The following is a 22246-nucleotide window of genomic DNA, read 5'->3' as shown; positions in this document are numbered from 1 at the left end:
ACCTGTTACAGGACACTGAATGATATGCCGCCCTGCCGATCAGTATCTTCTACATCCAGAGATAAGAGATCATGAGCATCGGAAGGTTTCAGTTCCACTTTCTGGGCATCCATTGCCACAGCAATAGCCTGCTTATTCCCCCAGAGTTTTCCCCGCCTAGTCGTATCCGGACTGTCCGAAGGCTCCGCAATACTAAATTCAATCTGGCCAGCATCAACGCCGTCACAAATCAAACTGCCTGACCCATTCAGGAATATAACACTCAAGTCTGCGGCTCCTCACAAGAACTCATACTGGTCATATGGCCAGCGGCGACTTGGTTCAATGATCAATCGATCGGGTCGCCGCGATACGAGGCGGTTGCGCGTCCCCTGCGCATTCAATAGTCTTCCTCGGCAAAGCAAACATCGCTCCAATTAAGAGGATCCATATGGCAACGGGCACGGTAAAATTTTTCAATTCTGACAAAGGTTTCGGTTTCATCACGCCAGAAAGTGGCGGCAGTGATGTTTTTGTGCATGTCACCGGCAAAGCCAAGGCAGAGAACGTTCGACCGATCTGAATCGGCATCCCGCGGACTTGTCGCCAGGTCCATCGCTGCAATCTGGCGGCGATGGTCTTCGTACGGACGGCCTACGCACATAATCCGATCATCCGCCAAACCGCTTACGGTTATGAAAGCCCTCGCCTAACGGTTCGAACGTCGGAAAAGGGAAAACCAGTGCGACAAGCAAATCAACGCCAGACCAGTTATGAGAATGACGCCGAGCGCGAAAAATCCACTTAGGGCCCAAAATATGATGGGGTTATCGCTCATATAGAGGTCCGGCCCTCGTCTGTTGACGATCCTCCCGTTTTGTATGACGCCAACGAGACCCTGTGCACCAGCCCAGACCAGCCAACAAAGCAATCCCGCGACAAGGCCCGAACCCAGAATTTGGCTTATTCGCGATATTCGTTTCCAAATCATGGCTGCGCCTTAAGAAACGGGTCAACGCAGTCTCATATTGAGACGAGATGCCCACTTGCCTTCATTCCTGAAAACAGGAGCTGGCGGATTGAAAAGGTCCCTCCCCTCGCCTTCTGTGTCAGAGATCGTAGATATCCGCCAGGCGAATTGATGGTCGATAGTTTCTGCAGGATCCAGGCAATAGCGGTAGAGGTGATTTCCGGTCCCATGAAACGGATCGCTTCCTGATAGGCTGATTGACTGATGCCGAGAAAGCCGGAGACGATACGTGAGGCGTTGAGAAGCTCACGCCATGTGCCAATTCCGTTCGCACCATACTCGCGAATATCTGGACAGGATCGAAGCACCTGGTCGAGAGAAATGGAAGGCGTTAACTCATCAGAAGTTTCTTCCGGCATCACAGTAACTGGTGTTTTCGCGGAAGGCGCGTTCAAATCAATCTTTTTGCTATTTTGAGATTCAAATAGTGATTCTGGCAGGGATTCAATATGCTGCCGCTCAAATTGAGCGCCGCTGCCGCTCATTTCCGGAACAATCTCTATTGTTTTCAGAGCGATAGCCAATTCACCACAAATGGCTTCAAAATTGACCCTGATCGCGGACAGTTCATCAACAGATGCGCGGCGAGGAATAGCGTCGACAATGGCGCGGAAGCGAACGAACAACGCTTCGAGACGTTCACCAAGCTCACCTGTTTCTTCGGCCATACCCGCAAAAGCTGCCGCCATATCTCGGCGCATGACCGACACTTCGTCGCGAAGACGCTTCAGTGCTTTCTGATCGGCGAGGATCTTATCCGCGATAACAGCAATTTCAGAGGAGCGATCGAGTAAGGGCGCAAAGGAAAAGCCGAAAGCAAGCTCGACGCCGCCTTCCCTATCCTTATGAGCATAGCGTTTGCGGGTCGGGCTATCTTTGCGCGCAATGATCCCGGCTTCAATCAGGGAGGCCAGATGTCGGCGCAGTGTAGACTCCGGCATGCCATGGGCGCGCAACGAAAGCTGTCGATTGGATGGGAAAACGACGAGACCGCTTTTCTCATGCAATTCATCATCAGGCAGAAATGACAGAAGCGAGCTCAGCACGGCAAGACAACGATCGTTCAGACCGAATTCAGCCTTAGCGACGCAAAGCTGTTTGTAGAGCGCCCATCTGTTTACGCCCCTCCCCTGCATCGGCTTCTCTTGCCGATCAGAATTCTGGGCAAACGCCTCCATTCGCCCACGAAATGCAGGCGTGTTAGTCTTCAGAGTTTGCATTCCCTCTCACCTTTCAAAAGGCAAAAGAAATCCACCCGCCAAAAAGACGCTTACGACTCTTGACACTGATTCATGGAAATGCGATTCTCTGATTACCACATCCGAGAGAGGCTTCCACGACGGCGACGTTTTGGGGGTCTTTTTCTTTTGGTCGTTATCCTTCTTTTTCGTCTATCAGATACTGCGCATGCAGCTCAGGCATTCGTTCCGCAAGAAAGTCAACGAACCCTTGAGGAACATTTTTTTGAAAACTTAGCCGTGAACCGGCCTTAGACCGAGCAATCGTTGCCAGCAGTTCGCCGTTTGCTCGGATTTCACGCTGTACTTTAGATTCCTGTGTTGCTTGCTTCATATCGGGTTGTTTCAAAGCGGCGACAGCGGCTTGAAAACGATCCGACGGCGAGCTTGTCAACGCCTGCTGAACTAGAAGCTGGGCATTGGATCGTGCGTTCCACAGTTCGCAAAACTCGAGCCAACGTCTGCGTCCTGTGTCAGGCGCCCTTCCGATTAGTAGCAATGTAGACTTCGGAACAGTAGTCGTGATGCGTAGCATCTCAGACAGATGTGACTTTGTCGTTGATAACGAGGCGCAAATGACATCACGCCGAAAACCTGCTGCTTCCTGTTCATGCGCAAAAAGACATTTTTCCAAAAAGCTAAGGTCTTCTCGATTAGTGTTCTCTTCACCCTGAAAGACTATTGCCTGTTCGTCAGTAAGTTCCTTGATAACGGCCCGGAAGGGCAATCCCAATTGCTTTGCTGCATTCCAGCGACGGCGGCCAAACACGATCTGATAATGGTGTGTTCCATCGTCCAACGGACGGACGAGACCAGGAACGATTTGTCCCCGTTCTCGCATTGACTCAACGATCTCTGCTGTTGCTGACTCTTCATAAGAGCCATCAAAGCGATCTTGAATTGGCGACGGAGCAATATCATTAACGTCAATGTCAATGATGCGATCGCCGTCCTTCAGAATTTTCGCGAACGTCTCCTCGCGTTCGTGAAGTTGGCGAAGCCCTGCCGCCACTTTTCGAAGATGAGGCGATGGCGAAGCTGCTGGCGTCATGTCGCCAGTTTGCTCTTGCGGCTTCATAAGGTTTGCGAAGATGGATCGGGAATCTTTCCGGCTCATTCTCTGCCCCATGCTGTCCAAAGCAGCTTTTCGATTTCATCGTTCACAGCGTTGAGTGACTCCATCGCCCTGTCATACGTTTTGGGCGCTGAAAAACGTGATCGCTGCACTTCATACAGGCTTTGCTTCCACGTGAGTGCATCTGCTACCGCTGTCGATTTCATAACCATATTCAGCAAGAGGTCCTCGCCGAAGACCTGTCTCATAAGAGCGGTCATATTAGCCTGCGGGTGATCGTTTGCTTCAAATTTGGTTATGATGAACTTTGCAAAATCCCAATCAACTTCGGCTCCGGCATCATTCAACACCTGCATATACGACGCTGCGAGCTCGAGAAACTTTCCAGTAGCGTCAACATCGAGCATATGAGCGGGTACAGGAATTATCACACCGGTAGCGGCCGTAAGCGACGCAAGCGTCAAGAAGTTTAGGGATGGCGCTGAATCCATCAGGATAACGTCGTAGTCGTCTGAGACCTGATCCAACGCTTGCGATACACGAAGGAGGAAGTTGGTGCCGCTTTTGCGCATCTGAAGCGCTACTGCAGTTTCAAACTCTGTCAGTTCCAATCCCGCGCAAATTACATCCAGTCCCGGAATATGAGTCTGATGGATCAATTCTTTAGTGGGCCGGGGATTCTCAAACTGGATCGCTGCGTACAGAGTATCATCAACCCGTGGATCAAAATTGGGAAGCGTACCGTGTAAGCTGGTCAATGAGGCTTGCGGGTCAAGGTCCACAGCGAGAACGCGATAGCCCTTCAACGCGAGATAATGCGCTAAATGAATCGTCGTCGACGTCTTGCTCGACCCGCCCTTAAAATTCGTAACTGCAATTACATGGCAAGCTTCGTCTCCGGTGCGTCGTGGGTTCATCCATTTCTTACGTCCCTTCGACGCAAGCATCATTCTGAGTTCAAGGACTTGTTCCAACGTATAAAGGCGGCGCCCATTGGATGTTACCTCTGGCGTCGGACCTATATCTTTTTGAACGACTTGGCGGATATATGCTTCCGAGACATCGAGCAATGCTGCGACTTCCGTCGACGAAAATTTACGCATTTCTCGACGGGCATCTGGCGGATATTGAGCGATTGAAAGATTCTGTAGAGCGCTTTCGAGCTTGCCCGAAAAATCCTGCATAAACTGAAGACTGCTCAGGTGGCGATTCACGATTTTATCCTCATTGAATTGGAGCATATTAGACGCCACTAGAGTTAACGAATGGTAAAACCAAATGTAGTTTCGCAAAAATACAAAAGTGCGAACTTTTTGCGCAACTTCAAGCTAGTCCGATTCGGGCGCTGAGAAAAGAGGAAGTTCCCCGCGGGGAACTTTTGAAAATTTTGTATTTTGGAGTCTGAGGAGGCGCGGTAACGACCCACGGCTTCATCTTATATATTGCATAAGTGCTTTATAGTTCCCCGCGGGGAACTTTATTCCTCGAGTGGTGCGCCCCTCCCCTCTTGCAGTCTCCAGGATGCAGGGCATAAAGATGTGAGACTACGTAAAAAGATCCGTGTTAGCTTAATACATATCGTTGTACGGCTCTTTGGTCTCTCCAATTATTCGGGCAAGCTCGGAAAACGTGCTGGATCGCGGAGTTGTTTCCTTGTTTGCGGCCTCGAGAATTCGGATAGGAAAGCAGACGGCATCACGGCTCGAAGGATTGAGATCCTCGACAAAACGTTCGTCGCTTCGCGCTATCGCTTTGGCCTTCTTAAGTGCTCCGTTTAGCTCTATTCGCGTGAGAACGCCTTTTTCAACCAAGGCATGATTGACGGCCATAATTGCCATGCAAAGTCCTTAGATCTGCAGATTGGCTACGTTCATTTTCACCCCCTGTGGCTGGAGGAGAATAACGCTGCGCTGCTGTCTTTTGATCCACGGGTGGTCGTTTTGACGGATAGTCAATAACTAAGGACACACTTTCTTGGTCTTGTTGACGTTGGGGCTGCCCGCGCCCGGGATATCCAAAATATCCCAGTGATCGCTACACACAACGAGGATGCTGTGTGCGAAGGCGACGCCCACTTGATCGAGGATAATATCCTAGGTAACGCTGTACGATATTGCTTTATTGGGGGGCAAATTGAAACCTTGGAACGTGATTCAATATGTTCGGCGTTTGTTGTGCGAGCCACCGAAGCCGGCGTCGAAAGCCAAATTCGTTGATCTTGCGCCGAGCGCAAACGCAGACAACGCGGAAATCTATTTCGAAGCGCTAAATTACGCTACAACCAACGACAACGTTCTTAACATTGCTATCACTGGACCTTATGGATCAGGTAAGAGCAGCGTCATTAAGTCTTATCTTGTTAGGTATCCAGGGAAGCCGCTGCAACTCTCACTGGCCTCTTTCCTTCCAGAAGGTGATACAGCAGGGGTGCGCGTAACGAAACAAGAGATCGAACGGAGCATACTCCAGCAGATACTTTATGGCGTTGAGGCCGATAAATTGCCTTTCTCCCGCTTCAAGCGAATACAAACGCCGAAGCAGTTCTCAATTCTATGGTCATTGCTGATTACGGCAGCCTTCGCTTGCGGTTGGTATATCTTTGGAAAACAGACCGAGATTTTGTCGGGGTCATTTTTTGTTCCGTGGGAATTATCGAAATGGTTCCGCTACGTTTGTATCGCTGTAGTAGCTGCGTTCTGCTGGAAAGCCATCCACAGTATTTACACGACCAGCTTTGGTCTCTCACTGAAAGGCATCTCACTAAAAGATGTGCAGATTGCACCTGCTGCTGCTAACGAGGAGTCTATACTCAATAGGCATCTTGACGAGATTTTATACTTCTTTCAGTCCACGGACTACGACTTGGTCATAATCGAAGATCTTGATCGATTTGATAACCCGGACATATTCGTCACTCTTCGGGAGATCAATGGATTAATCAATGCCAACGAAGGAATTAAACGCCCAGTACGATTTCTATACGCCCTAAGAGATGATATTTTTGGCAACACAGACCGGACGAAATTCTTTGAATTTATCGTACCCGTTATTCCGATTATCAATCATTCGAACTCTATCGACAAGGTCTGGGAGCAGGGGACGCGCGTTGAACTCGACACAAGACTAAACAAGCAGTTCGTACGAGAAGTTTCACGTTATCTGACGGATCTGCGACTCATCCGTAATATTTTCAACGAATATGTCGTTTATTCAGACAATCTAAAGGCTGATAGTGAGGGGCTCCTCGATCCGAATAAACTCTTGGCGGTGTTAATTTATAAGAATGTCATCCCAAAGGACTTCGCGGAGTTGCATCGACAAGAAGGTGTGCTTTCGCAGATTTTGGGCCGTTATGATCAATATATTTCCAAGATAGAGACAGAAATCCGCGCTCAACGAACTCAAATTGAAAGCAATCTGGTGAGAGGAGACGCGCAGCTTTTGCGTGATCAAACGGAACTTCGCAGGGTATACGCCATGGCACTGCTTGAGCAGCTACCGGCAAACGTCTCGTCTTTGTTCATTGGAGACGGGCAGATACCTTTGGGGCAACTTCCAGAGAGCACTCTATTGGAAGTGGCGCTTACTCAAAATTCAATAAAATACCGCGATCACAACGGTTACAACCGAGAAGCAACGATTAATCCTGTGGAGTCCGCAGTAGATCCAACAAGAAGTTTTTCCGATAGAAAAGCAGAGATTGGTCTTAAGGCGGCGGAATTTAAGGAAACCTCGGCGAAGCGTTTGCGAGAGTTAAAGGCAGAGCTCGCACGTCTTCGTACCCGTCGGTTCAATGAAGTTGTCCGGGAAAGCGCCGAGTTGATTGAACAAATTTTCGCGGAGGTCGGCGAAAACCGGGAATTGCTTAAATACCTAATTCTTGAGGGATATCTTGATGATACATATTACCAATACATATCACTCTTTCATAAGGGACGTTTATCCCCAAATGACAATCGTTTTCTCATTCAGATCCGCGGCTACAATACCCCTTCCCCGGATTTCCAATTAGACAATATTGCCGAAGTGGTCGCTTCCATGAGGGACGAAGATTTCGGTCATCACTATGTGCTTAATCGGTATATTGTCGACCACTTACTCTCGGAATTTGTTGGCAATAGACAGCGCATTTCCAGTGCGATGAGTTTCATAGGGGGGCACTTTTCTGATTGTAGTGAATTCTTCCGCAGTTACTATGCGAAAGGCAAACAGGTCGAAAAGTTCATACAATCATTGTCCGTACAGCTCCCGAGCTTTGCTGCCGTCGCTTTAACCGAGACAGACGGCGTATCTCATGCAGCTCGTATCTTAGCTTATATGCCGGATGACATCCTGATGAAACCGGTAAACTCGGCCAAGCTACAGTCGTTTCTATCCGATCGGACGAGCCAAGTTCTCATGGAAGGGATCGACTTTGATTACGATCGGTTGCGCTCCTTGTGTGTTGAGATTGATGACATCAGTGATCTCGAGGATTTCCCAGCCGCTTTGGCATTTGTTGCGGAAAATGGTCTCTATCGCATTTCCCTTATCAATATTCGATACATCGTTGCTCACATTCTCAACTGGCAGAAAATTGAGGATTTGGAAAAGCGGCACTTCTCGACCCTGAAGGAAATAAACGACCTGGAATTGCTTAAACGCATATATGCTGATTTTCAGGTTTACGTAAGGGATGTTCTTCTCAAGCAGGAGGGGAATACAGACGAGGACGTGGTGGCTCTGTTAGAAGTGCTAAACCGTGATGATGTTGAGTTCGAGTTGCGCGAAGCTTTTCTGAAAAAGCAGACGGTTATTCTTTCGGGCTTCGATGGACTTCCCTCCGCTTTCCATCGAACGGTCTTGGAAGAGAAGCAAATTGAGTTCTCGTGGGAAAATTGTTTTGGCTTCATGAAAAGCGACGCATACGATCAAGGCCTGCTTACAGCCTATCTACGGGATAAAGAAACCGCTACTACGCTATCGTTACTGCCGATACCAAGCGACGACACATTTGTCGATCTACGCAGGTTTATAGTTGGAAATAACGCTCTAGATTTGCAAACCTATCAAACGTATGTCCGTCAGCTCCCGAAGCATTTCAACTATATTCCAGAGGTAGATGCGGATAAAATCAAGATCCTGATATCGGAGCACAAAATCAGCTTTACACCGGAAATCTTCGGAGATCTGCCAGATGCAAACCTAAAAATTTTGTACGTAGCGTCTAATTTTGCTACCTATCTGGCAAAAAAAGATAAATACATAATCGATGATGAATTCCGTAGCAAGCTCTTGCAGACCGGAATTAGTGACATCCAAAAGCTGCAATTAATCAATGACATGGAACCATCATATGTCGCTGGGACTCCTTCAGTGGCAGCAGCCGTTGGTCCCATCCTCGACAAATCTGCGATTGAACTGAGTATGTACGGGTCGGATTTCGTTAAAGCAGTAATCCAGAACTCGCACGATGAAAGAATTCAGATATCACTTTTCAACAAGCTGCACATTGCTTTGTCGGCTTCCGAAGTCCGCGAGGTCCTTCGTGGTTTATCTGGGCCGTTCCAAGATATCGCGACATTCGGCAGATCGCCCAAACTCGAGAATACCGATGTCAACCGGCAACTAGCTTCTTGGCTTAAGCAGCGCAAAATAATTTCGTCATTCAGCAGCACGCTTCTTGGTGAAATCAGAATTCATACGTTCAAAAAGCAAGCATGAGCCTACAAATTGACAATGCGGGAAATGCTTATGTCGTTCTCGGAGGGGAGCCCAAGGTGGGGCTGCCGCAATGGTGTAGTCTTTGGTCATCCGCAAATGTAGTGCGCCAGAAGCTTTCGGTACAAGCTGGCTTTCGCGGGCTGAGTAGGAAATTGATCGAAGAGACTTGCCATGCAAACTTTTTTAGGGATGCACGACTCGTCGTCCATCCGGATTGTTCCAGTAGATTTCATCGTTTAAAAAGAGACGAGCTATGATCAACGCCTCCGAAACTTCGAAAACAGTCGTAGTTTTCAACTGCTGGCAAAGCGATCTTAGCGCCGACACACACCGCAATGCCATCCGCGAAGCCCTTCGCAAAGCCGCAAAAGCAATTCAGAATAAGTCGCCAGAGATGAAGATCGTGATTGATGAAGCTCTACGTTGCAGCAGTGGGGCGCCCAACATTGCTGTTAACGTCAGGGAAAAGATAGAGAAAGCCGATATCGTAGTCGCAGATATCACCACGATTACACCCACTGAAGCCGAGCGCCCCTGTCCGAATCCGAACGTTACATTTGAACTGGGCTTGGGGGTCGCGGCCGTAGGCTGGGCCAGAACAGTGATGCTCTTTAACGGATCTCCGCAGAAGGGAGAAGTGCCATTCGACTTCGCACAGCATCGCGTTTCGAATTATAGCATGACGAATAAGTCGGATCAGGTAGGGCGCACTGCATTGGAGAAACTCGTCGAGAAAGCGCTACGCGATATCATCGAGCAAGATCCAAAACGTCCAGCACAAGAACGAGGGCTTTCGCGCCATGAGATTGAACATCAACGCGACGTCCAAATGGTTCGATGGCTCATGGAGCATCTGTATGTTCCGGCAGTGTCACAGACGGTCTCAATGCTTCCTAAGCATATCTTACACCGGAATCTGTGGTTCTACGAACACTTCCGCGGTGTAGCAACCAGCACCTCATTCCACCTTTATGATGACCGCCTCTCCGAAGCGGTCGAATCTTTGCTGAATGCTTGGGGACGAGCCTTCTCGGAAGATCAAGCCTATACTGAAATGGCTGGTAATGAAGGATACGTGTTCAGTAGTCGAATGTCGGGCGGAAATGGATCTGTCGGGACCGCACGTTGGGATCGAATAGAAGCGGCGAGATGCGATATGCGCTTAGCCCTCGACCTAATACTGAAGCGCGTCCGGAACGACTATCTCGAGATTGATATCGATGAAACCGACAAAATTGCCTGGGCGCGGTATCAGATTGAGATGGCGGAGATCTACAGCTAGGGGTCCAAGTAGTCATTTGCGACATGCTTTACGGTCGCAATCGGGTCGGAAAAATCATGTGGGCTGCGCTTCGCGGCAGCAACATTCTCGACAACCAGCGAAATCGGACGAACCCTCTTGAACCTCAAAGCAGCCGCGACGCGCGTCCACTGCGCCGCTTGGCATTGTTGTAATAATCGGATGCTTGCTGCACCGAGCGATGACGCGATTGTTCCATGGCTTCCGGCAACGGAATGCCACGATTGGCCGCTTCGGTGAGATAGCCAGAGCGCAGGCCGTGGGCGGAGAATTCTGTGGCATCAAGGCCCGCCATTTGCGCGCGCTGCTTGACGATCCGGTTGATGGCGCTCGGTTCCAATGCCCGCACCGACACATTGCCCCAGCGATCGACTTTTCGAAACACGCTGCCCTTGTCGATCCTTGCTGCTTCCAGCCAGCGGGTCAGGGCTTCGACGGGTCGACCGGTCAGATAGACAGTTTCATCGTGATCGGCACCACTGGTTTTGGTGCGACCGAGATGAATGCCGAGTGAGGGTAGGGGAGAACCGTCCTCATCGGTGACGGGCGTCTGTTTGACGAGCTGTTCTATACGCAAACCGGCGATTTCACTGCGACGACGGCCACCCGAGGCAAAGGCCACCATCAGAATGGCTCGATCGCGGATCGCTGTCAGATTTTCGCCGGAACAGGTTGCCAAGAGTTTGCCCAGAATATCGACGGTAATCGCATTAGCACTCTTGCGCCTGCGCGGACGGTTCAGGGCGCGCACCGCAAGGCGGATGGCGGATTTGACGGCGGGTGAAGAAAACGACCCTTCCAGCCCCCGCCAGCGGGTCAGCGTTGACCAGTTGGCCAGACGCCGGCGCACCGTTGCTGGTGCATGCGGTCCCGTCACGCGCAGAAAGCCTCGTTGGCGCAATTCCCCTTCCACGTCGGTTGGCATGCCATGATCAGGTTCGATCTCACGTTGCTGCGACCGCCATAAGTGATGGGCGACGAATTTCAGGAGCAGGGCTTCCGGCGCCGGGAAGGGCAGGGGATTGCCGGTGGCAGCCATCGACCAGGCTTCGAGATAGGCCAGATCTGAGGTCAAGGCGCGCAGCGTGTTTTCGCCCATGCCTTCATTGACCAGATGGCGCAGCGTCTCGACATCCTGATCGGTCAGAACCTCGGCCAGCATGTCGCGGCGGTTCATCGGCAAAACGGCGGCAATCGTATCGAGTGTTTCGGCGCGGCGTTCGACGGCGAAGAAGGGCGATGTGGTCACAGATCAAAACTCCCTAATGGGCTTGAAAGCGGGCTTTCTGCGGCGCGGCGTTGCTCCAATTTTTACAGATTTGCGGTCTGAAATCAATAAGCTTCGATAACGTATACTTATCGGAGGTTAATTGCCCGTATGGTTAACGTCACGGTAACGAAATCAATAGGTCAGTTCTATTTCTTTATGGGATTTTGATGTATTTTTATCAGTAACTTAAAAAATCAACGCCGAGGAAATGGAACGATCGTTCTGTCTTCAAAAACGGTTGATTCAGGAAGACGGAGCCCAGATACTTTGGAAAACATTTCTTCTTCCAGTCCCGCTTCTGATACTAGTCGGCGAACAGATCCCGGATATGCCTTTTCCAGTTCTGCCATTGCGGACTGAAGAAGTTCGGGCTCCTCGGAAACGATCTCGTTATCATATCGTTCCGCTTTCTTTTGACCGGTCTTGCTCAGGTGTATGTAACCAGTCCTGTACTGATCTGCAGAAATCATGCCGAGATCATAGGCCCGACGGATGATCGCGGCAGCAGAGATTTTCCAACGCATTTTCATCTCGTAAATCCGGCCCCAATTGAGAGCCCGCCCACGTGGAAATTCATGAATGAAGGACGACCTTGGCAGCAGAAATGCACTGGCAAACCGGTTCGCTTCATTCTCAGTGGCTTTATCTCCGGTCTCAATGCCCCGATGCATAACGAGATGGCCGCATTCGTGCGCCAGATCGAACCTTAAACGCACCGCAGCGGGTTTGGCTTCACTTCTGATAATCATGGGTCGTGAGCGATCAATGGAAAGCGCATCAACCCGCTCCGATACACCGCCGAAAAAACTGACAACAGCGCCCGCGTTCTCAACAACGCGTATCATGTTGGATATCGGACCTGACCCGAGTTTCCAACGACGACGCGCCTCCTCGGCGGCTTCTTCTATATCGAGCGAGCTTTTGATCGGAATATCAGGAAAAGATACGGGCGGAAGTTCGAGTTCTCGATCCAGACTGTTGATGAATCTGCTGAGAAGTGTGCCGCGCGCCAGCACCTGGCTGACGACAGACATTGGAGTGGTTCTCTGTTTGCGAAAATGACACTGCTCCGGGCGTACGCTGTCTTTCGTTATCATCCCAAAAAACTGCAGTGTAACGCCGACTGCTGCTGCTAACGCTTCCACCATCTGTTCGGTAGGCAGCTTCGTTCCTTGCTCCAACTGATTGAGATATTGCCTGGTTGCACTGACCCGTTCTCCCAACTCATCAAGAGTGAAGCCGTGCGCGAGGCGGGCGAGCCGCAGCTGCTCGCCTTCAAAGTTTTCGTTTGCGGGCATGATTTAGCTCGGAATAAAAGCGGCGCTGTCAGTCATCTGCGCCGCCATCTTTTTCAATACGATCAGAGCGCAGTCCAACGCGCGGAGCTCCCAGCTCAACGCTTTCAGAAGCTTCCCGACCCACCGTACCAGAGAATCCGAGAGTACTATCGAAAGGTACTTGCCAGTTCAGAACAGCGGTCTGCCCATGGAGTCCAACGAAATTAACCGCGATGACACTACCTTCGATATCTGTTTCGACCGCAAAACGATATGCAAGGTCATGTCCTTCATCGTGCTCTGCAAAAAGCATTCCCAACTGCAAGAGTTCGCCATGGCTCTGCCGTAACGTGCGCCCTGTCGGTTCTTCGGCGAGACCTTTATATATCCGTATCGGAACTTCACCAATTTTGAAAACCAACTGCGAACTGCGATCAATGGCAGAGAGCCAAGGGTATTCACCGCTATCGACCGCTGTCAGAATACGGTGACGGCTGAACTGAAACGCTCGACATCCGTGCGTCCATCCATTGTCGCCAGCTTCCGCATCAAAACGATCAAGCGCGGCATGTCGTCCATCGACGATCATTGCCCCGACTTCGCGCAGGCGCTCTTCGGTAAGGTCGGCATGGTAATCCCACGGATAGTTCTTTGCCATTTCACACTCCGATTCCTGATACTCGGATAGTGGGCTTTTTTCTGTATTTGTCAACCAGGTTTCATTTTGTAAACCGCGCTTGCCGATTTCTTTGGCTGCTATTCGCAAAACGTTGGGAGCATCGAAGTACGTAGATATCTGCTTGTTCTGCTTATTGGACGAATGCGTATTGGAATGGGCATTCGGAAATTTGGTTTCGTTGTTCAATGGTATTGGCTTTAGTATCTCTCAACGGAATCATCGGCTGGAAGACGGGGCGCCTATGATAGGCGAGGGGGGAGGGAACCGGCAAATGGTGGGCAACCTTTACAATCTGCTTTCGAACAAACTGCTGGGCATGACCCACGAGCAGCTTACGAACGGGCTTCCTTGCGAATTAGGGTTCATCATTCCGGTCAGGGAGGGATGGTCGAAGCGTGATCGCGTCAACGCTGTTCTCGGCGATTTATCTCAAAAAGCTATTGCCGACTTTGCACTCTCCTTGGCGCTTCGTTTGAACGACTTCCACCTAGACGAGGCGGCCCGAAGGGTGCTCGAAGAGCATACGCCTCCGATCACAGAAATCACGCGACGTGATATCGCCAAGGAATTCGGTCACGATCTTTCCGGCGATCGGCCATTGATCGATATGATAGAGCGGCACTTTGTCATAAGCTCGCCCTTTGATGATATGCTGGGCACATCTGGAAACAGTTTGCGCGACAAGATCATTCGGCACATGGTTCATTACGAACGGGACTGGACGGTCGAATTTCTTTTCGAGCAAATCGGAGCGTTTCAGTGTTCGCGTGCACGTTTTGCCCGGTTACTATGTGACGCTGTCCATCCTCTCGCCCGCCGAGGCGACGAACAGATTGAAATTGTCGAGCGACTTAACAAGATTCTCTCACGAGACCGCTACCATTTGGTGCGCGCCGGAGAGGAATCCGGGTATCCAGTCTACGAACTGGAGCCGATTCGCCGCGGCGTCGATGGGCAAGCGAAGAACCTCGTCTTCGCCTCGCGCGGTCCGAAACCGGAGATCGGATTTGCTGACGCGATCAACAATGACATTGTGATCCTGTCAGGACAGGAGAACTGTCTGGTTTATGATCGACCGCTTGGAACCGGAGGCCTGCTATGGGCAGAGCTGGTGGATTGGTGGCGGACGCATCCGGAATGCAAAGGCACGGAGCCTGCAAGGGAGCTGGGCGTGCGTCTGGGCCAATCGTTGGCGTCCGACGGAGAGCGCAATCTCTTTGCCGCCTATTTCAAGGGATTTAGGGATCGGATGGGCCCGGCGTTGCCGGCACTGATCCCACAGGTCTATCTCCACTATGACCCGGCAATCGTGAAGCTGTTGCGGCACAGGCTACCGCTGCCGCGACAACGTATGGATTTCCTTTTGCTGCTGCCGCAGCGACAGCGCATTGTCATAGAGGTCGATGGGAGCCAGCATTTCAGCAATAATGGCGAGCCGTCACTCGCTGTCTACGCAGACATGGTTTCTGCCGATAGAGAGCTGAGACTTGCAGGATACGAGGTTTTTCGGTTCGGTTCAAACGAACTGGTGCGAGGCGATCATCCTGACCGCCTGACATTATTCTTCGAGCGACTTTTCAGGATCAGTGGTCTTGAGTCGGGCTGAGGGTCGATACTGCAGACACGCGAGTTATCCACCTTGCATAGGGTTGGCGACGCTGCTGTTTACATGCGACGAAGCGGAATGGATTGGGCGAATGGAATTAGAGGCAGAGGTAATTAAGGCAATTTGGCAGGCTCTGCAGCAGCCTGCACCGAAGAGCTCCTGGGTTGCGACCGGGATGGAAGATCGGATGGTTGCAACTGGTTGGGTCTCTGATAGCGAATTCGAGGATTTTCTGCTTCTGCAGGATCGTCGACTGGATCCTCCAATAGTTGTGGATTTAGCCTCGTTGCCGCAGAAGCTCGGAATTCCGCGTCGCGCAGTTTTTCCGCGTCCCGAACGCCGCAATGATGATGTGACCGGATATCAGAAGATTGCGACAACTGATGTCGCCGCTCTGTGCATCTGGCTGGAGCGGCTAGGATTTTGTATCGATGTTTCGTCGCTTTGCAGCCGGATCAGGCCCGCGCTTGAGATGCGATCCCATGTCACGGACGAGGAAATATCTGTGCTGTTCTACGACAAGAATCGTCACCGTATGAATTCTGTCACCGTAGTTGCACCTCATCGTAGATGGCGTGGGATGTCGACGACAAAGCACAAGACTGAGGGCGGCTACCGCATTGCGTATACAGCCGATGACGACGGCATAGCTATGTCGCTTACTGTCCGCGCCCCGAAATTCCGCAAACCGAAGCCCACGCAACGCGTCGAATGTCCAGATTGCGGCATGACCTATGTTAAGGGCTTGCGTCTCGATGATCGTGAGCATCGAAGAAGCCATCGACGCTGGGCTGCCACTGCGGAACCAAAGCCTCGTCGCCAGTTTATCCTAGCCATAAAGCGTGATTTTGATGCAGCCTGGGTTGATGTAGATTCACCAAAATGGAAACGGCAGGCGGTCTACGAGCGAGCGCGACTGTTTCGCCGTGAATTCGGATATGATTTTACCCAATGGTCTGTGGAAAGCGATCCGGAAGCGATTGGCTTTCTGTTTTGTGACAGTGAAGGACGAATTACTGGAGCATGCGCGTTCCGCCCGAAGCGATCTACGGGAGAGCGTCCTTGGCGTCTTGATTGGATATGGCTTTGCCCTAGTGCGCGACGCGTTGGGCAACTTAGTGAGCAATGGGATCGGTTTTGTCAACGCTTCGGCGTTTTCGATATCGAACCGCCAGTATCTGAGGCAATGAAAACATTTCTGCGAAAACGCGGGGCCGGCAATCTTATCCGGCAACTTAGGAGCGAATCGAAGTGAAGATTGAAAAGGCTGATGTCGAAGATTACGCCGTCTATCTTAAGGACAAGTATCGACCACCGAGTCGAGGCGGCAACAAGCGGGCCTGGCACCAACATGTTTTAACGATCGGCGGCGAAACCTATTCTTTTTTAGCAGCGTGGTCGGGCAAGTTTGTCTTCAAAGGCGAGACTGTCAGTTTCGCTTGGGAATGGAATGAGACGCAGAAATACCGAAACGTGGATGCCGTAACGGTGGTCGCCTTTGATAAGGCCGGTAACGAGAAGTGGCGGGGTGAAAGGGCAGGAAAGCCCTGGCGCACTGCTACGACGCGCGCGCCTGGCCAGTGAAGCGAATAGGATGAGTAGAGCAGCTGATTGGATCGGCAACAGAATTGTTGGCTCATAAATTAATTTCTCGCGTGAAAGCTCTCTATTACACCCCTTGATAATCCCAGGAGCAGCGGGAGAACAGGGGAGTACCTCAGCACCGGAACACGGTGAGCACCGCAAGCATCCCGTAACCTTCTGAAAACACAAATTTTTCTCTATGTTTCTGCGCCATTTGGCGCAATAGAGCCATACAAATGCTTCTATATTGTTCAACTTCGATGAAGTAAAGGAGCGATTGAGCTGAGTGGAAGGTGACATCTGAAGCGCGTATTCCCTCATTGCGGAGCACGAGGCGTTCCGTCATTGTCCGGTCAAGGAAACAAACAGGGATTACGAAAATGGCAAATGGACGACAGGCCTCGGTCAAACGGCTGAAGATGGCAGAGAGGGCGCAACAGCAGTTGGAGCTGCATTTCCCCGGCACCTCACCGACAATTCTCTGGCATCGCAAAACCAATGACGGCTTTACGACGGTTCCCAGGACGATGCCAATCGCCATGCAGGCTATTGACGCGCAGACAAAAGGTAGCCCGGCGGGCCACACACTTTTTGGGCTTTGGGCGCGCGCTCCGGATTTTCCGTTTGTGTCGATTGAGAACCCGACAACCTTTGCCGCCGAGGCGGGGTTTACGGGTGAGCGCGCGGTGGATACGTGGCGAAAGCGTATGAAGGCACTTCGTGATCTAGGGTTCATCGCCTGTAAGAAAGGGCCTTCGGGCGATTTCCATTACGTTATGCTCATCAACCCCAATGTGACCGTCGAATCACTGTACCAAAAGGGAAAGATCCAGGAGGGGCTTTATGCGCGCTTTATTGATCGTGTGATAGAAATTGGAGCTTTCGGCGAGATCGAAGCGTATAGGGAATATTTGGCAGCTTTGGACGCTCAGAACAAGGCGCAGGCAGCAAATTCGGAAAACGGTTCTGAAAGATTGGAAGAGCGGGTCGGCCCTTCGGCGGAACCTGCAAAATGATCTGGGTCAGAAACGAGAAAAACCCGCCAGAGGCGGGCCTTTCCTTTATATCGTATGACGATGAGGGTGGTGTTACCCCGCGACCTCACGCGCCTTTCGACAACCAATTTAGTCCGAACTGCCGTCGCTGTCAACGTCGACAGTTCGATAAGGAATGACGCAATGCCTTTCACACCCGAAGAAATCCATAGTCTCCCCACGGTGCTATCAGCGCCACGGTTTGCGACTTATCTGGCGGAGAAGGCAAGTAATAAAGAGGCCGCGCTTGAACTCTATCGCTGGAATATGGAGTTGTCGGCGGCGTTCTTTGTTCCGCTTCAGATATGTGAAGTCAGCGTTCGCAATTCAATAGTCACGGCGATCGAGAGAACCTACGGTCCGAATTGGCCTTGGGAAAAGGGCTTCGAAATTAGTCTTCGTAACCCGGTGATCGGCTATAGTCCACGCCGGGATCTACTTGGCCTGAGCAGGCTACCGACGTCGGGGAAGATTGTAGCCGAACTAAAGTTTGTCTTCTGGGAGCGCATGTTCACGAAAAGCCATGATGCCGTAATCTGGAACAAGCAGTTCAAGACAGTCTTTCCGAATACGGATCCGCTGAAAACTATCCAGCAACTGCGAGCCGAGGGCTTTGATCGACTCGCGAGAATCCGCGATTTGCGCAATCGCATCGCTCATCACGAGCCAATTTTCAGGCGCAATGTTCAAGAGGAGTACGACAGGATTCGAGCCGTTGTGGCCTGGACCGATGAGACCGCCGCCGATTGGCTCGACAAGGTTGAGACTGTTACAACGATGATCGGACGAAAGCCTTGATGTCGTATCTAAATACTATGAATGGTGTGCTGCAACGACCTGTTCTGGAATAATTGGGACAACCCGATAAAAACTAACACCAACGGTAACCTGGCGACAGCTGATACTGGAGCAGAATATTTAAGGCCAATCGGCAAACCAACCGGCATTGGCAAAGAATTTCTGACTGGCAATCAGTCGTGGATGTGGTCGCACAGGCGGAGTAATCGAGCCGTAGAGTTCAGAAACCATGAAATACCATATAAAGGGCAGCCACAATCTCGTCATGCGATGCAGAAAAGTTTGCAACTGGGGACTTCGGGACTGATACCGGTATTATGGCCATGAACTGGGTGACCAAGACATACTCCTCTCCTTCAGGGTTGTCCGGTACGCAGACCGCGTAACTTCTCGTTGTCGCCGCGGAGGCCGAAGCGGCGCGGATCCAGCCAGAGATATAAAACGTTTTCACGCTCTCGCGCCGTCAATGTTCTGTGAAAAGCGACGAAGATGACTCCCGCCTGCAATATCATGTCCATTAGAAGACGGAGTACAAGTTGTCGCAAACTTCGTCACGAAATCCCGATTCTTGCGGCGAAATTTTGCAACGAGAACGTCGAGTGATTTTGAGTTGTCGGAACGCTCTTAAAGCTTCTGGGAAGGTCTACTGGAATTTCATGATCTGTAGAGGCTTTACAACAATCTACCTGCTTAGCTTGTCGATAATGATTTGGGTTGGCCTTGCTTACGAATCCCTCTCTCCGGGATTAGCATTTCCAGAACCGACGGGACCGCTCTATTGTAAGGAACTATTCAGTTCGGGCTCGGATGACGATGCGATGATCGGTGCTTTTGCACTTTTTTCGCTGCCGTTTGTCTTACGACTTTTCCGAATCCGTCGAGCCGTCGCAAGCTTCGAAATCGCGGTGCTTTTCTTTTGCGTAGCCTTGACGATTTTCGCACTTTGGCTTGCCAGCCTGGATTGCGCATCGATCTTCTATACGGCGTTTGTTTTACCTGATCTGTCTCTCGGATCGGCTTTGGTATCTCTGCCAGTATCGGTGGTTTCCATTTGCTTACTCCGTGATAAAACCACAACAATGGACGCATCCGCGTGATACCTGTTGCACTTCCTTCAACAGAACAGGTTATTAGGTTGTGATGGCGTGGATGCCCCCTCCTCGAACGGCATCGCAATGTGCCAAACTGGTGTTGTAAAAATCACCAATTGGCGTTGACCTGGCAAAACACGTATTTCAGCTCCACGGAGCAGCCGCTGATGGGACCATGGTCTTCCGAAAAAAGCTTTCCCGCTCGCAGTTTCGTCAATTGATGTCGGATCGATCGTGTTGTGTTGTCGCTATGGAAGCTTGTGCTACTTCGCATTATTGGGCTCGAGAGTTCACGAAAATGGGCCACGAAGTCCGGCTCATTGCACCCCAGGGGATCGGCAACCTTCCGCGCTTGCCAGAGATCATCAACGATCCGTGCAACGACTTACCGGAGCTTGCAAGAGACTTGGCCAACCTGCATCTGAACCGCATCGATGCACTTACCATTCTGATCGAGCAGATGATGCAGAAGATTAGGCAAGTCAGCCGGGAAAGCGGGACGGCCAGGACACTTCAAACGATGCCTGGCGTGGGGCCGATCTGCGCCATGGCAGTCGAGGCCTTCGCTCCTGCCATGGATACCTTCAAATCAGGTCGAGACTTCTCAGCCTGGCTGGAGCTGATTCCACGGCAATACTCGTCGGGCGGGAAAGAGCGATTGGGACGAACATCGAAGATGGGGCAGCGCGACATTCGTCAGTTACTGATTATAGGAGCTATGAGTGTGATCGCCAGCATGCACCGATACAAGCGGAAAGCCGACGGCTGGCTGCAGGACAAGCTGAAGAGAAAACCGCGGATTGTTGCGGCGATTGCGCTTGCCAATAAGATGGCGCGGCGAATTTGGGCTATGGTGACCAAGGGAGAAGCTTACAGTCTGACGCCTGCTATCTAAATCTCCTATATGCCGTTGAAAGCGAACGGCTCCTGAATGGGAGAAGTGCAAAGAAGGATATGGAAATCGATCGACCAGAACGTGAACAGGAAAACCAGCTAGGGGTCGGGTGTTTTGAGCCCGCGCAAACGATTTGGACCTGATCTGCGAACGAGCCATACTGGCCCGCGGCGTGTGAAAGCCGCAATTGAGAGGCCTGACACACGACCGCAACCGATCGCATGCATATAGCTTCAAAAAACTTCTTGCATAAACGGGGGCATCCACACACGACCCCTATTACGATCACGCTTCAGTTTTGTGAAAATCACTAAATATCCAGAAATCTGGAATTGTGGTTGCCTTGCTGGAGCGTTTTGGGTAACTTATTGGTCTCGCCCTGTCAGAGGCGCGATGCGGGCCGCACGCCCGAGACAGAGTTCAAAGCAATAAACGTAGAAATACCGTTACGAAAAGTATATAATTCGACAAACAATTATCAATTCATCCAGATATACCATATTATACTTGATTGACATAAAACTGTCATCTAACAATACTATGACGACCCTGCGTTCGCGGATGTCGCGTTCAGCTTTTCTGAATTCACAGAGGGTCGTCATGACACACAAAACGAAAAACTTTCGCCCGGCGCGCGCCGCCTTCGCTTATTCCGCAGCTGGCATCCTGGCACTTGGTGTTCTCGTCGCACCGTCCTTCGCGCAGCAGGCTCCGACCGTACTGATCGACGGCTCGAGCACCGTATTCCCGATTTCCGAAGCCATGGCTGAAGAGTTTCAGAAGGCCCAGGCAGGCAAGACCTTGGTGACGGTTGGTTCTTCCGGCACGGGTGGCGGCTTCAAGAAATTCTGCCGCGGCGAAACCGACATCACCGGTGCTTCGCGCCCGATCAAGTCTGACGAGATTGAACTCTGCAAGCAGAACGGCGTCGAATTCATCGAACTGCCTGTCGCAATTGATGCTCTCGCGACGATCGTGAACCCGGCGAACAACTGGGCGGCCTGCATGACGGTCGCAGAGCTGAAGACGATCTGGGAGCCTGAAGCACAGGGCAAGGTTACGAACTGGAACCAGGTTCGTGGTGAATTCCCCGACGCCAAGCTCGGCCTTTTCGGCGCTGGTACGGATTCTGGAACCTATGATTACTACACATTTGCCATCAACGGCAAAGAGCATGCCAGCCGCGGCGACTATACGGCGACTGAAGACGACAACATCACGATCCAGGGCGTTGGTGGCGACAAGAATGCAATCGGCTTTCTCGGTCTCGCTTACCTGACTGAAAACGCCGGCAAGGTAAAGGCCGTCGAGATCAAGCAGGCCGATGGATCATGCGTGGCGCCGTCCATCGAGACAGCCACCGATGGTACCTACCAGCCGCTCACCCGCCCGCTTTTCTACTACGCTTCCAAGAAGTCGGCTGAGGAAAAAGAACATGTGCGTGAATTCGCAAAGTTCCTTTTCGATGCCAAGAACCAGCAAGAACTCGTCAGCGAGGTCGGCTACGTCGCCCTGCCTGCCGAAGCCGCTGGCCTTGCTCTGAAGAAGTTCGAAAAGCGCGTCATCGGAAGCCACTTCGCAGGTGGTTCCAAGGTCGGCGTGACGGTTACCGACCTGGTCGCCGACGCAGCCAACTAACATCCTAACCCTCCCGGCAGTCGCGAGTGTTCGCGGCTGTCGCCAGCGG

The 22246-nt window shown here is 51.3% G+C and carries 20 protein-coding genes; 11 read left to right on the top strand and 9 right to left on the bottom strand.

Translation table 11 applies throughout. The features are described 5' to 3' along the window. Positions 1-5: 5 nt before the first annotated feature. Positions 6-266, bottom strand: a complete 261-nt coding sequence (locus FG152_RS22880) for a hypothetical protein (protein ID WP_256886577.1) — start codon at positions 264-266, stop codon at positions 6-8. Between the two features lie 164 nt (positions 267-430). Between FG152_RS22880 and FG152_RS22875 the strand changes: the two genes are divergently transcribed. Then, on the top strand, positions 431-562 hold the full coding sequence (locus FG152_RS22875; RefSeq protein ID WP_498988578.1) for a cold-shock protein: 132 nt from the start codon (positions 431-433) through the stop codon (positions 560-562). Between the two features lie 440 nt (positions 563-1002). Here the strand turns inward: FG152_RS22875 and repC are convergent, their stop codons facing one another. From repC to FG152_RS22855, 4 genes are all read right to left on the bottom strand, one after another. Continuing rightward, positions 1003-2229 (bottom strand): plasmid replication protein RepC, encoded by a 1227-nt coding sequence (repC, locus tag FG152_RS22870; protein ID WP_256886576.1) that lies wholly within the window; start codon positions 2227-2229, stop codon positions 1003-1005. Between the two features lie 154 nt (positions 2230-2383). Further along, complete coding sequence (gene repB / locus FG152_RS22865; protein WP_256886575.1) at positions 2384-3364, bottom strand: plasmid partitioning protein RepB; 981 nt, start codon at positions 3362-3364, stop codon at positions 2384-2386. Further along, positions 3361-4536, bottom strand: a complete 1176-nt coding sequence (repA, locus tag FG152_RS22860) for a plasmid partitioning protein RepA (protein WP_256886574.1) — start codon at positions 4534-4536, stop codon at positions 3361-3363. Before repA ends, repB begins: the two co-directional genes overlap by 4 nt. Before the next feature lie 354 nt (positions 4537-4890). Beyond that, a complete protein-coding gene (locus FG152_RS22855; protein ID WP_256886573.1) occupies positions 4891-5160 on the bottom strand; it encodes a hypothetical protein in 270 nt (89 codons plus the stop codon). A gap of 295 nt (positions 5161-5455) precedes the next feature. Between FG152_RS22855 and FG152_RS22850 the strand changes: the two genes are divergently transcribed. Both FG152_RS22850 and FG152_RS22845 read left to right on the top strand, forming a co-directional pair. After that, on the top strand, positions 5456-9025 hold the full coding sequence (locus FG152_RS22850; RefSeq protein WP_353405317.1) for a YobI family P-loop NTPase: 3570 nt from the start codon (positions 5456-5458) through the stop codon (positions 9023-9025). A gap of 253 nt (positions 9026-9278) precedes the next feature. After that, positions 9279-10307: a hypothetical protein gene (locus FG152_RS22845; protein WP_256886594.1), complete on the top strand. Its 1029-nt coding sequence runs from the start codon at positions 9279-9281 to the stop codon at positions 10305-10307. A 124-nt stretch (positions 10308-10431) separates the two neighbouring features. Here the strand turns inward: FG152_RS22845 and FG152_RS22840 are convergent, their stop codons facing one another. From FG152_RS22840 to FG152_RS22830, 3 genes are all read right to left on the bottom strand, one after another. Next, positions 10432-11502 (bottom strand): site-specific integrase, encoded by a 1071-nt coding sequence (locus FG152_RS22840; RefSeq protein WP_275982884.1) that lies wholly within the window; start codon positions 11500-11502, stop codon positions 10432-10434. Positions 11503-11789: 287 nt separating this feature from the next. After that, on the bottom strand, positions 11790-12893 hold the full coding sequence (locus tag FG152_RS22835; protein ID WP_185758045.1) for a helix-turn-helix domain-containing protein: 1104 nt from the start codon (positions 12891-12893) through the stop codon (positions 11790-11792). A gap of 28 nt (positions 12894-12921) precedes the next feature. Next, positions 12922-13737: a hypothetical protein gene (locus FG152_RS22830; RefSeq protein ID WP_125303223.1), complete on the bottom strand. Its 816-nt coding sequence runs from the start codon at positions 13735-13737 to the stop codon at positions 12922-12924. On the opposite strand from FG152_RS22830, the gene FG152_RS22825 reads away from it, so the two are divergent. From FG152_RS22825 to FG152_RS22805, 5 genes are all read left to right on the top strand, one after another. Next, entirely contained in the window at positions 13730-15157 is a 1428-nt protein-coding gene (locus FG152_RS22825; RefSeq protein WP_498988570.1) for an AbiJ-related protein, read from the top strand. The genes FG152_RS22830 and FG152_RS22825 overlap by 8 nt on opposite strands. A gap of 91 nt (positions 15158-15248) precedes the next feature. Beyond that, positions 15249-16412 carry a C2H2-type zinc finger protein gene (locus FG152_RS22820; RefSeq protein WP_125303220.1) on the top strand — a complete coding sequence of 388 codons (1164 nt, stop codon included), beginning with the start codon at positions 15249-15251 and terminating at the stop codon, positions 16410-16412. Continuing rightward, positions 16409-16741, top strand: a complete 333-nt coding sequence (locus tag FG152_RS22815) for a hypothetical protein (protein WP_125303217.1) — start codon at positions 16409-16411, stop codon at positions 16739-16741. The genes FG152_RS22820 and FG152_RS22815 overlap by 4 nt, the downstream gene beginning before the upstream one ends. 380 nt (positions 16742-17121) lie before the next feature. After that, positions 17122-17757, top strand: coding sequence for a hypothetical protein (locus FG152_RS22810; protein WP_125303214.1), 636 nt, complete (start codon positions 17122-17124; stop codon positions 17755-17757). A gap of 162 nt (positions 17758-17919) precedes the next feature. Continuing rightward, positions 17920-18573: a hypothetical protein gene (locus FG152_RS22805; RefSeq protein ID WP_094573457.1), complete on the top strand. Its 654-nt coding sequence runs from the start codon at positions 17920-17922 to the stop codon at positions 18571-18573. A 220-nt stretch (positions 18574-18793) separates the two neighbouring features. On the opposite strand, the gene FG152_RS22800 is transcribed toward FG152_RS22805, so the two are convergent. Continuing rightward, entirely contained in the window at positions 18794-19024 is a 231-nt protein-coding gene (locus FG152_RS22800) for a CcdB family protein (protein WP_255414849.1), read from the bottom strand. Between the two features lie 85 nt (positions 19025-19109). Between FG152_RS22800 and FG152_RS22795 the strand changes: the two genes are divergently transcribed. The 3 genes from FG152_RS22795 to FG152_RS22785 all read left to right on the top strand — a co-directional run bounded on the left by FG152_RS22795 (position 19110) and on the right by FG152_RS22785 (position 22197). Then, positions 19110-19670 (top strand): hypothetical protein, encoded by a 561-nt coding sequence (locus FG152_RS22795; protein WP_125303211.1) that lies wholly within the window; start codon positions 19110-19112, stop codon positions 19668-19670. A gap of 109 nt (positions 19671-19779) precedes the next feature. Beyond that, positions 19780-20559 carry an IS110 family RNA-guided transposase gene (locus FG152_RS22790; protein WP_125303208.1) on the top strand — a complete coding sequence of 260 codons (780 nt, stop codon included), beginning with the start codon at positions 19780-19782 and terminating at the stop codon, positions 20557-20559. A gap of 600 nt (positions 20560-21159) precedes the next feature. Next, on the top strand, positions 21160-22197 hold the full coding sequence (locus tag FG152_RS22785) for a PstS family phosphate ABC transporter substrate-binding protein (RefSeq protein ID WP_125303205.1): 1038 nt from the start codon (positions 21160-21162) through the stop codon (positions 22195-22197). Positions 22198-22246: the final 49 nt, after the last annotated feature.

Origin of the sequence: Ochrobactrum sp. XJ1 (assembly GCF_024701725.1) — a bacterium.
In the GTDB taxonomy this organism is placed as follows: Bacteria; Pseudomonadota; Alphaproteobacteria; order Rhizobiales; family Rhizobiaceae; genus Brucella; species Brucella anthropi.
Note: the sequence above shows the minus strand (reverse complement) of the source record. Positions and strands in the feature narration are given on the sequence as shown.

Coding starts and splice junctions, on each gene's coding strand:
- FG152_RS22875 (WP_498988578.1), top strand. CDS start 431: ATGGCAACGGGCACGGTAAAATTTTTCAATTCTGACAAAGGTTTCGGT.
- repC (WP_256886576.1), bottom strand. CDS start 2,229: ATGCAAACTCTGAAGACTAACACGCCTGCATTTCGTGGGCGAATGGAG.
- repB (WP_256886575.1), bottom strand. CDS start 3,364: ATGAGCCGGAAAGATTCCCGATCCATCTTCGCAAACCTTATGAAGCCG.
- FG152_RS22855 (WP_256886573.1), bottom strand. CDS start 5,160: ATGGCAATTATGGCCGTCAATCATGCCTTGGTTGAAAAAGGCGTTCTC.
- FG152_RS22845 (WP_256886594.1), top strand. CDS start 9,279: ATGATCAACGCCTCCGAAACTTCGAAAACAGTCGTAGTTTTCAACTGC.
- FG152_RS22840 (WP_275982884.1), bottom strand. CDS start 11,502: ATGAACCGCCGCGACATGCTGGCCGAGGTTCTGACCGATCAGGATGTC.
- FG152_RS22835 (WP_185758045.1), bottom strand. CDS start 12,893: ATGCCCGCAAACGAAAACTTTGAAGGCGAGCAGCTGCGGCTCGCCCGC.
- FG152_RS22820 (WP_125303220.1), top strand. CDS start 15,249: ATGGAATTAGAGGCAGAGGTAATTAAGGCAATTTGGCAGGCTCTGCAG.
- FG152_RS22810 (WP_125303214.1), top strand. CDS start 17,122: ATGGCAAATGGACGACAGGCCTCGGTCAAACGGCTGAAGATGGCAGAG.
- FG152_RS22805 (WP_094573457.1), top strand. CDS start 17,920: ATGCCTTTCACACCCGAAGAAATCCATAGTCTCCCCACGGTGCTATCA.
- FG152_RS22785 (WP_125303205.1), top strand. CDS start 21,160: ATGACACACAAAACGAAAAACTTTCGCCCGGCGCGCGCCGCCTTCGCT.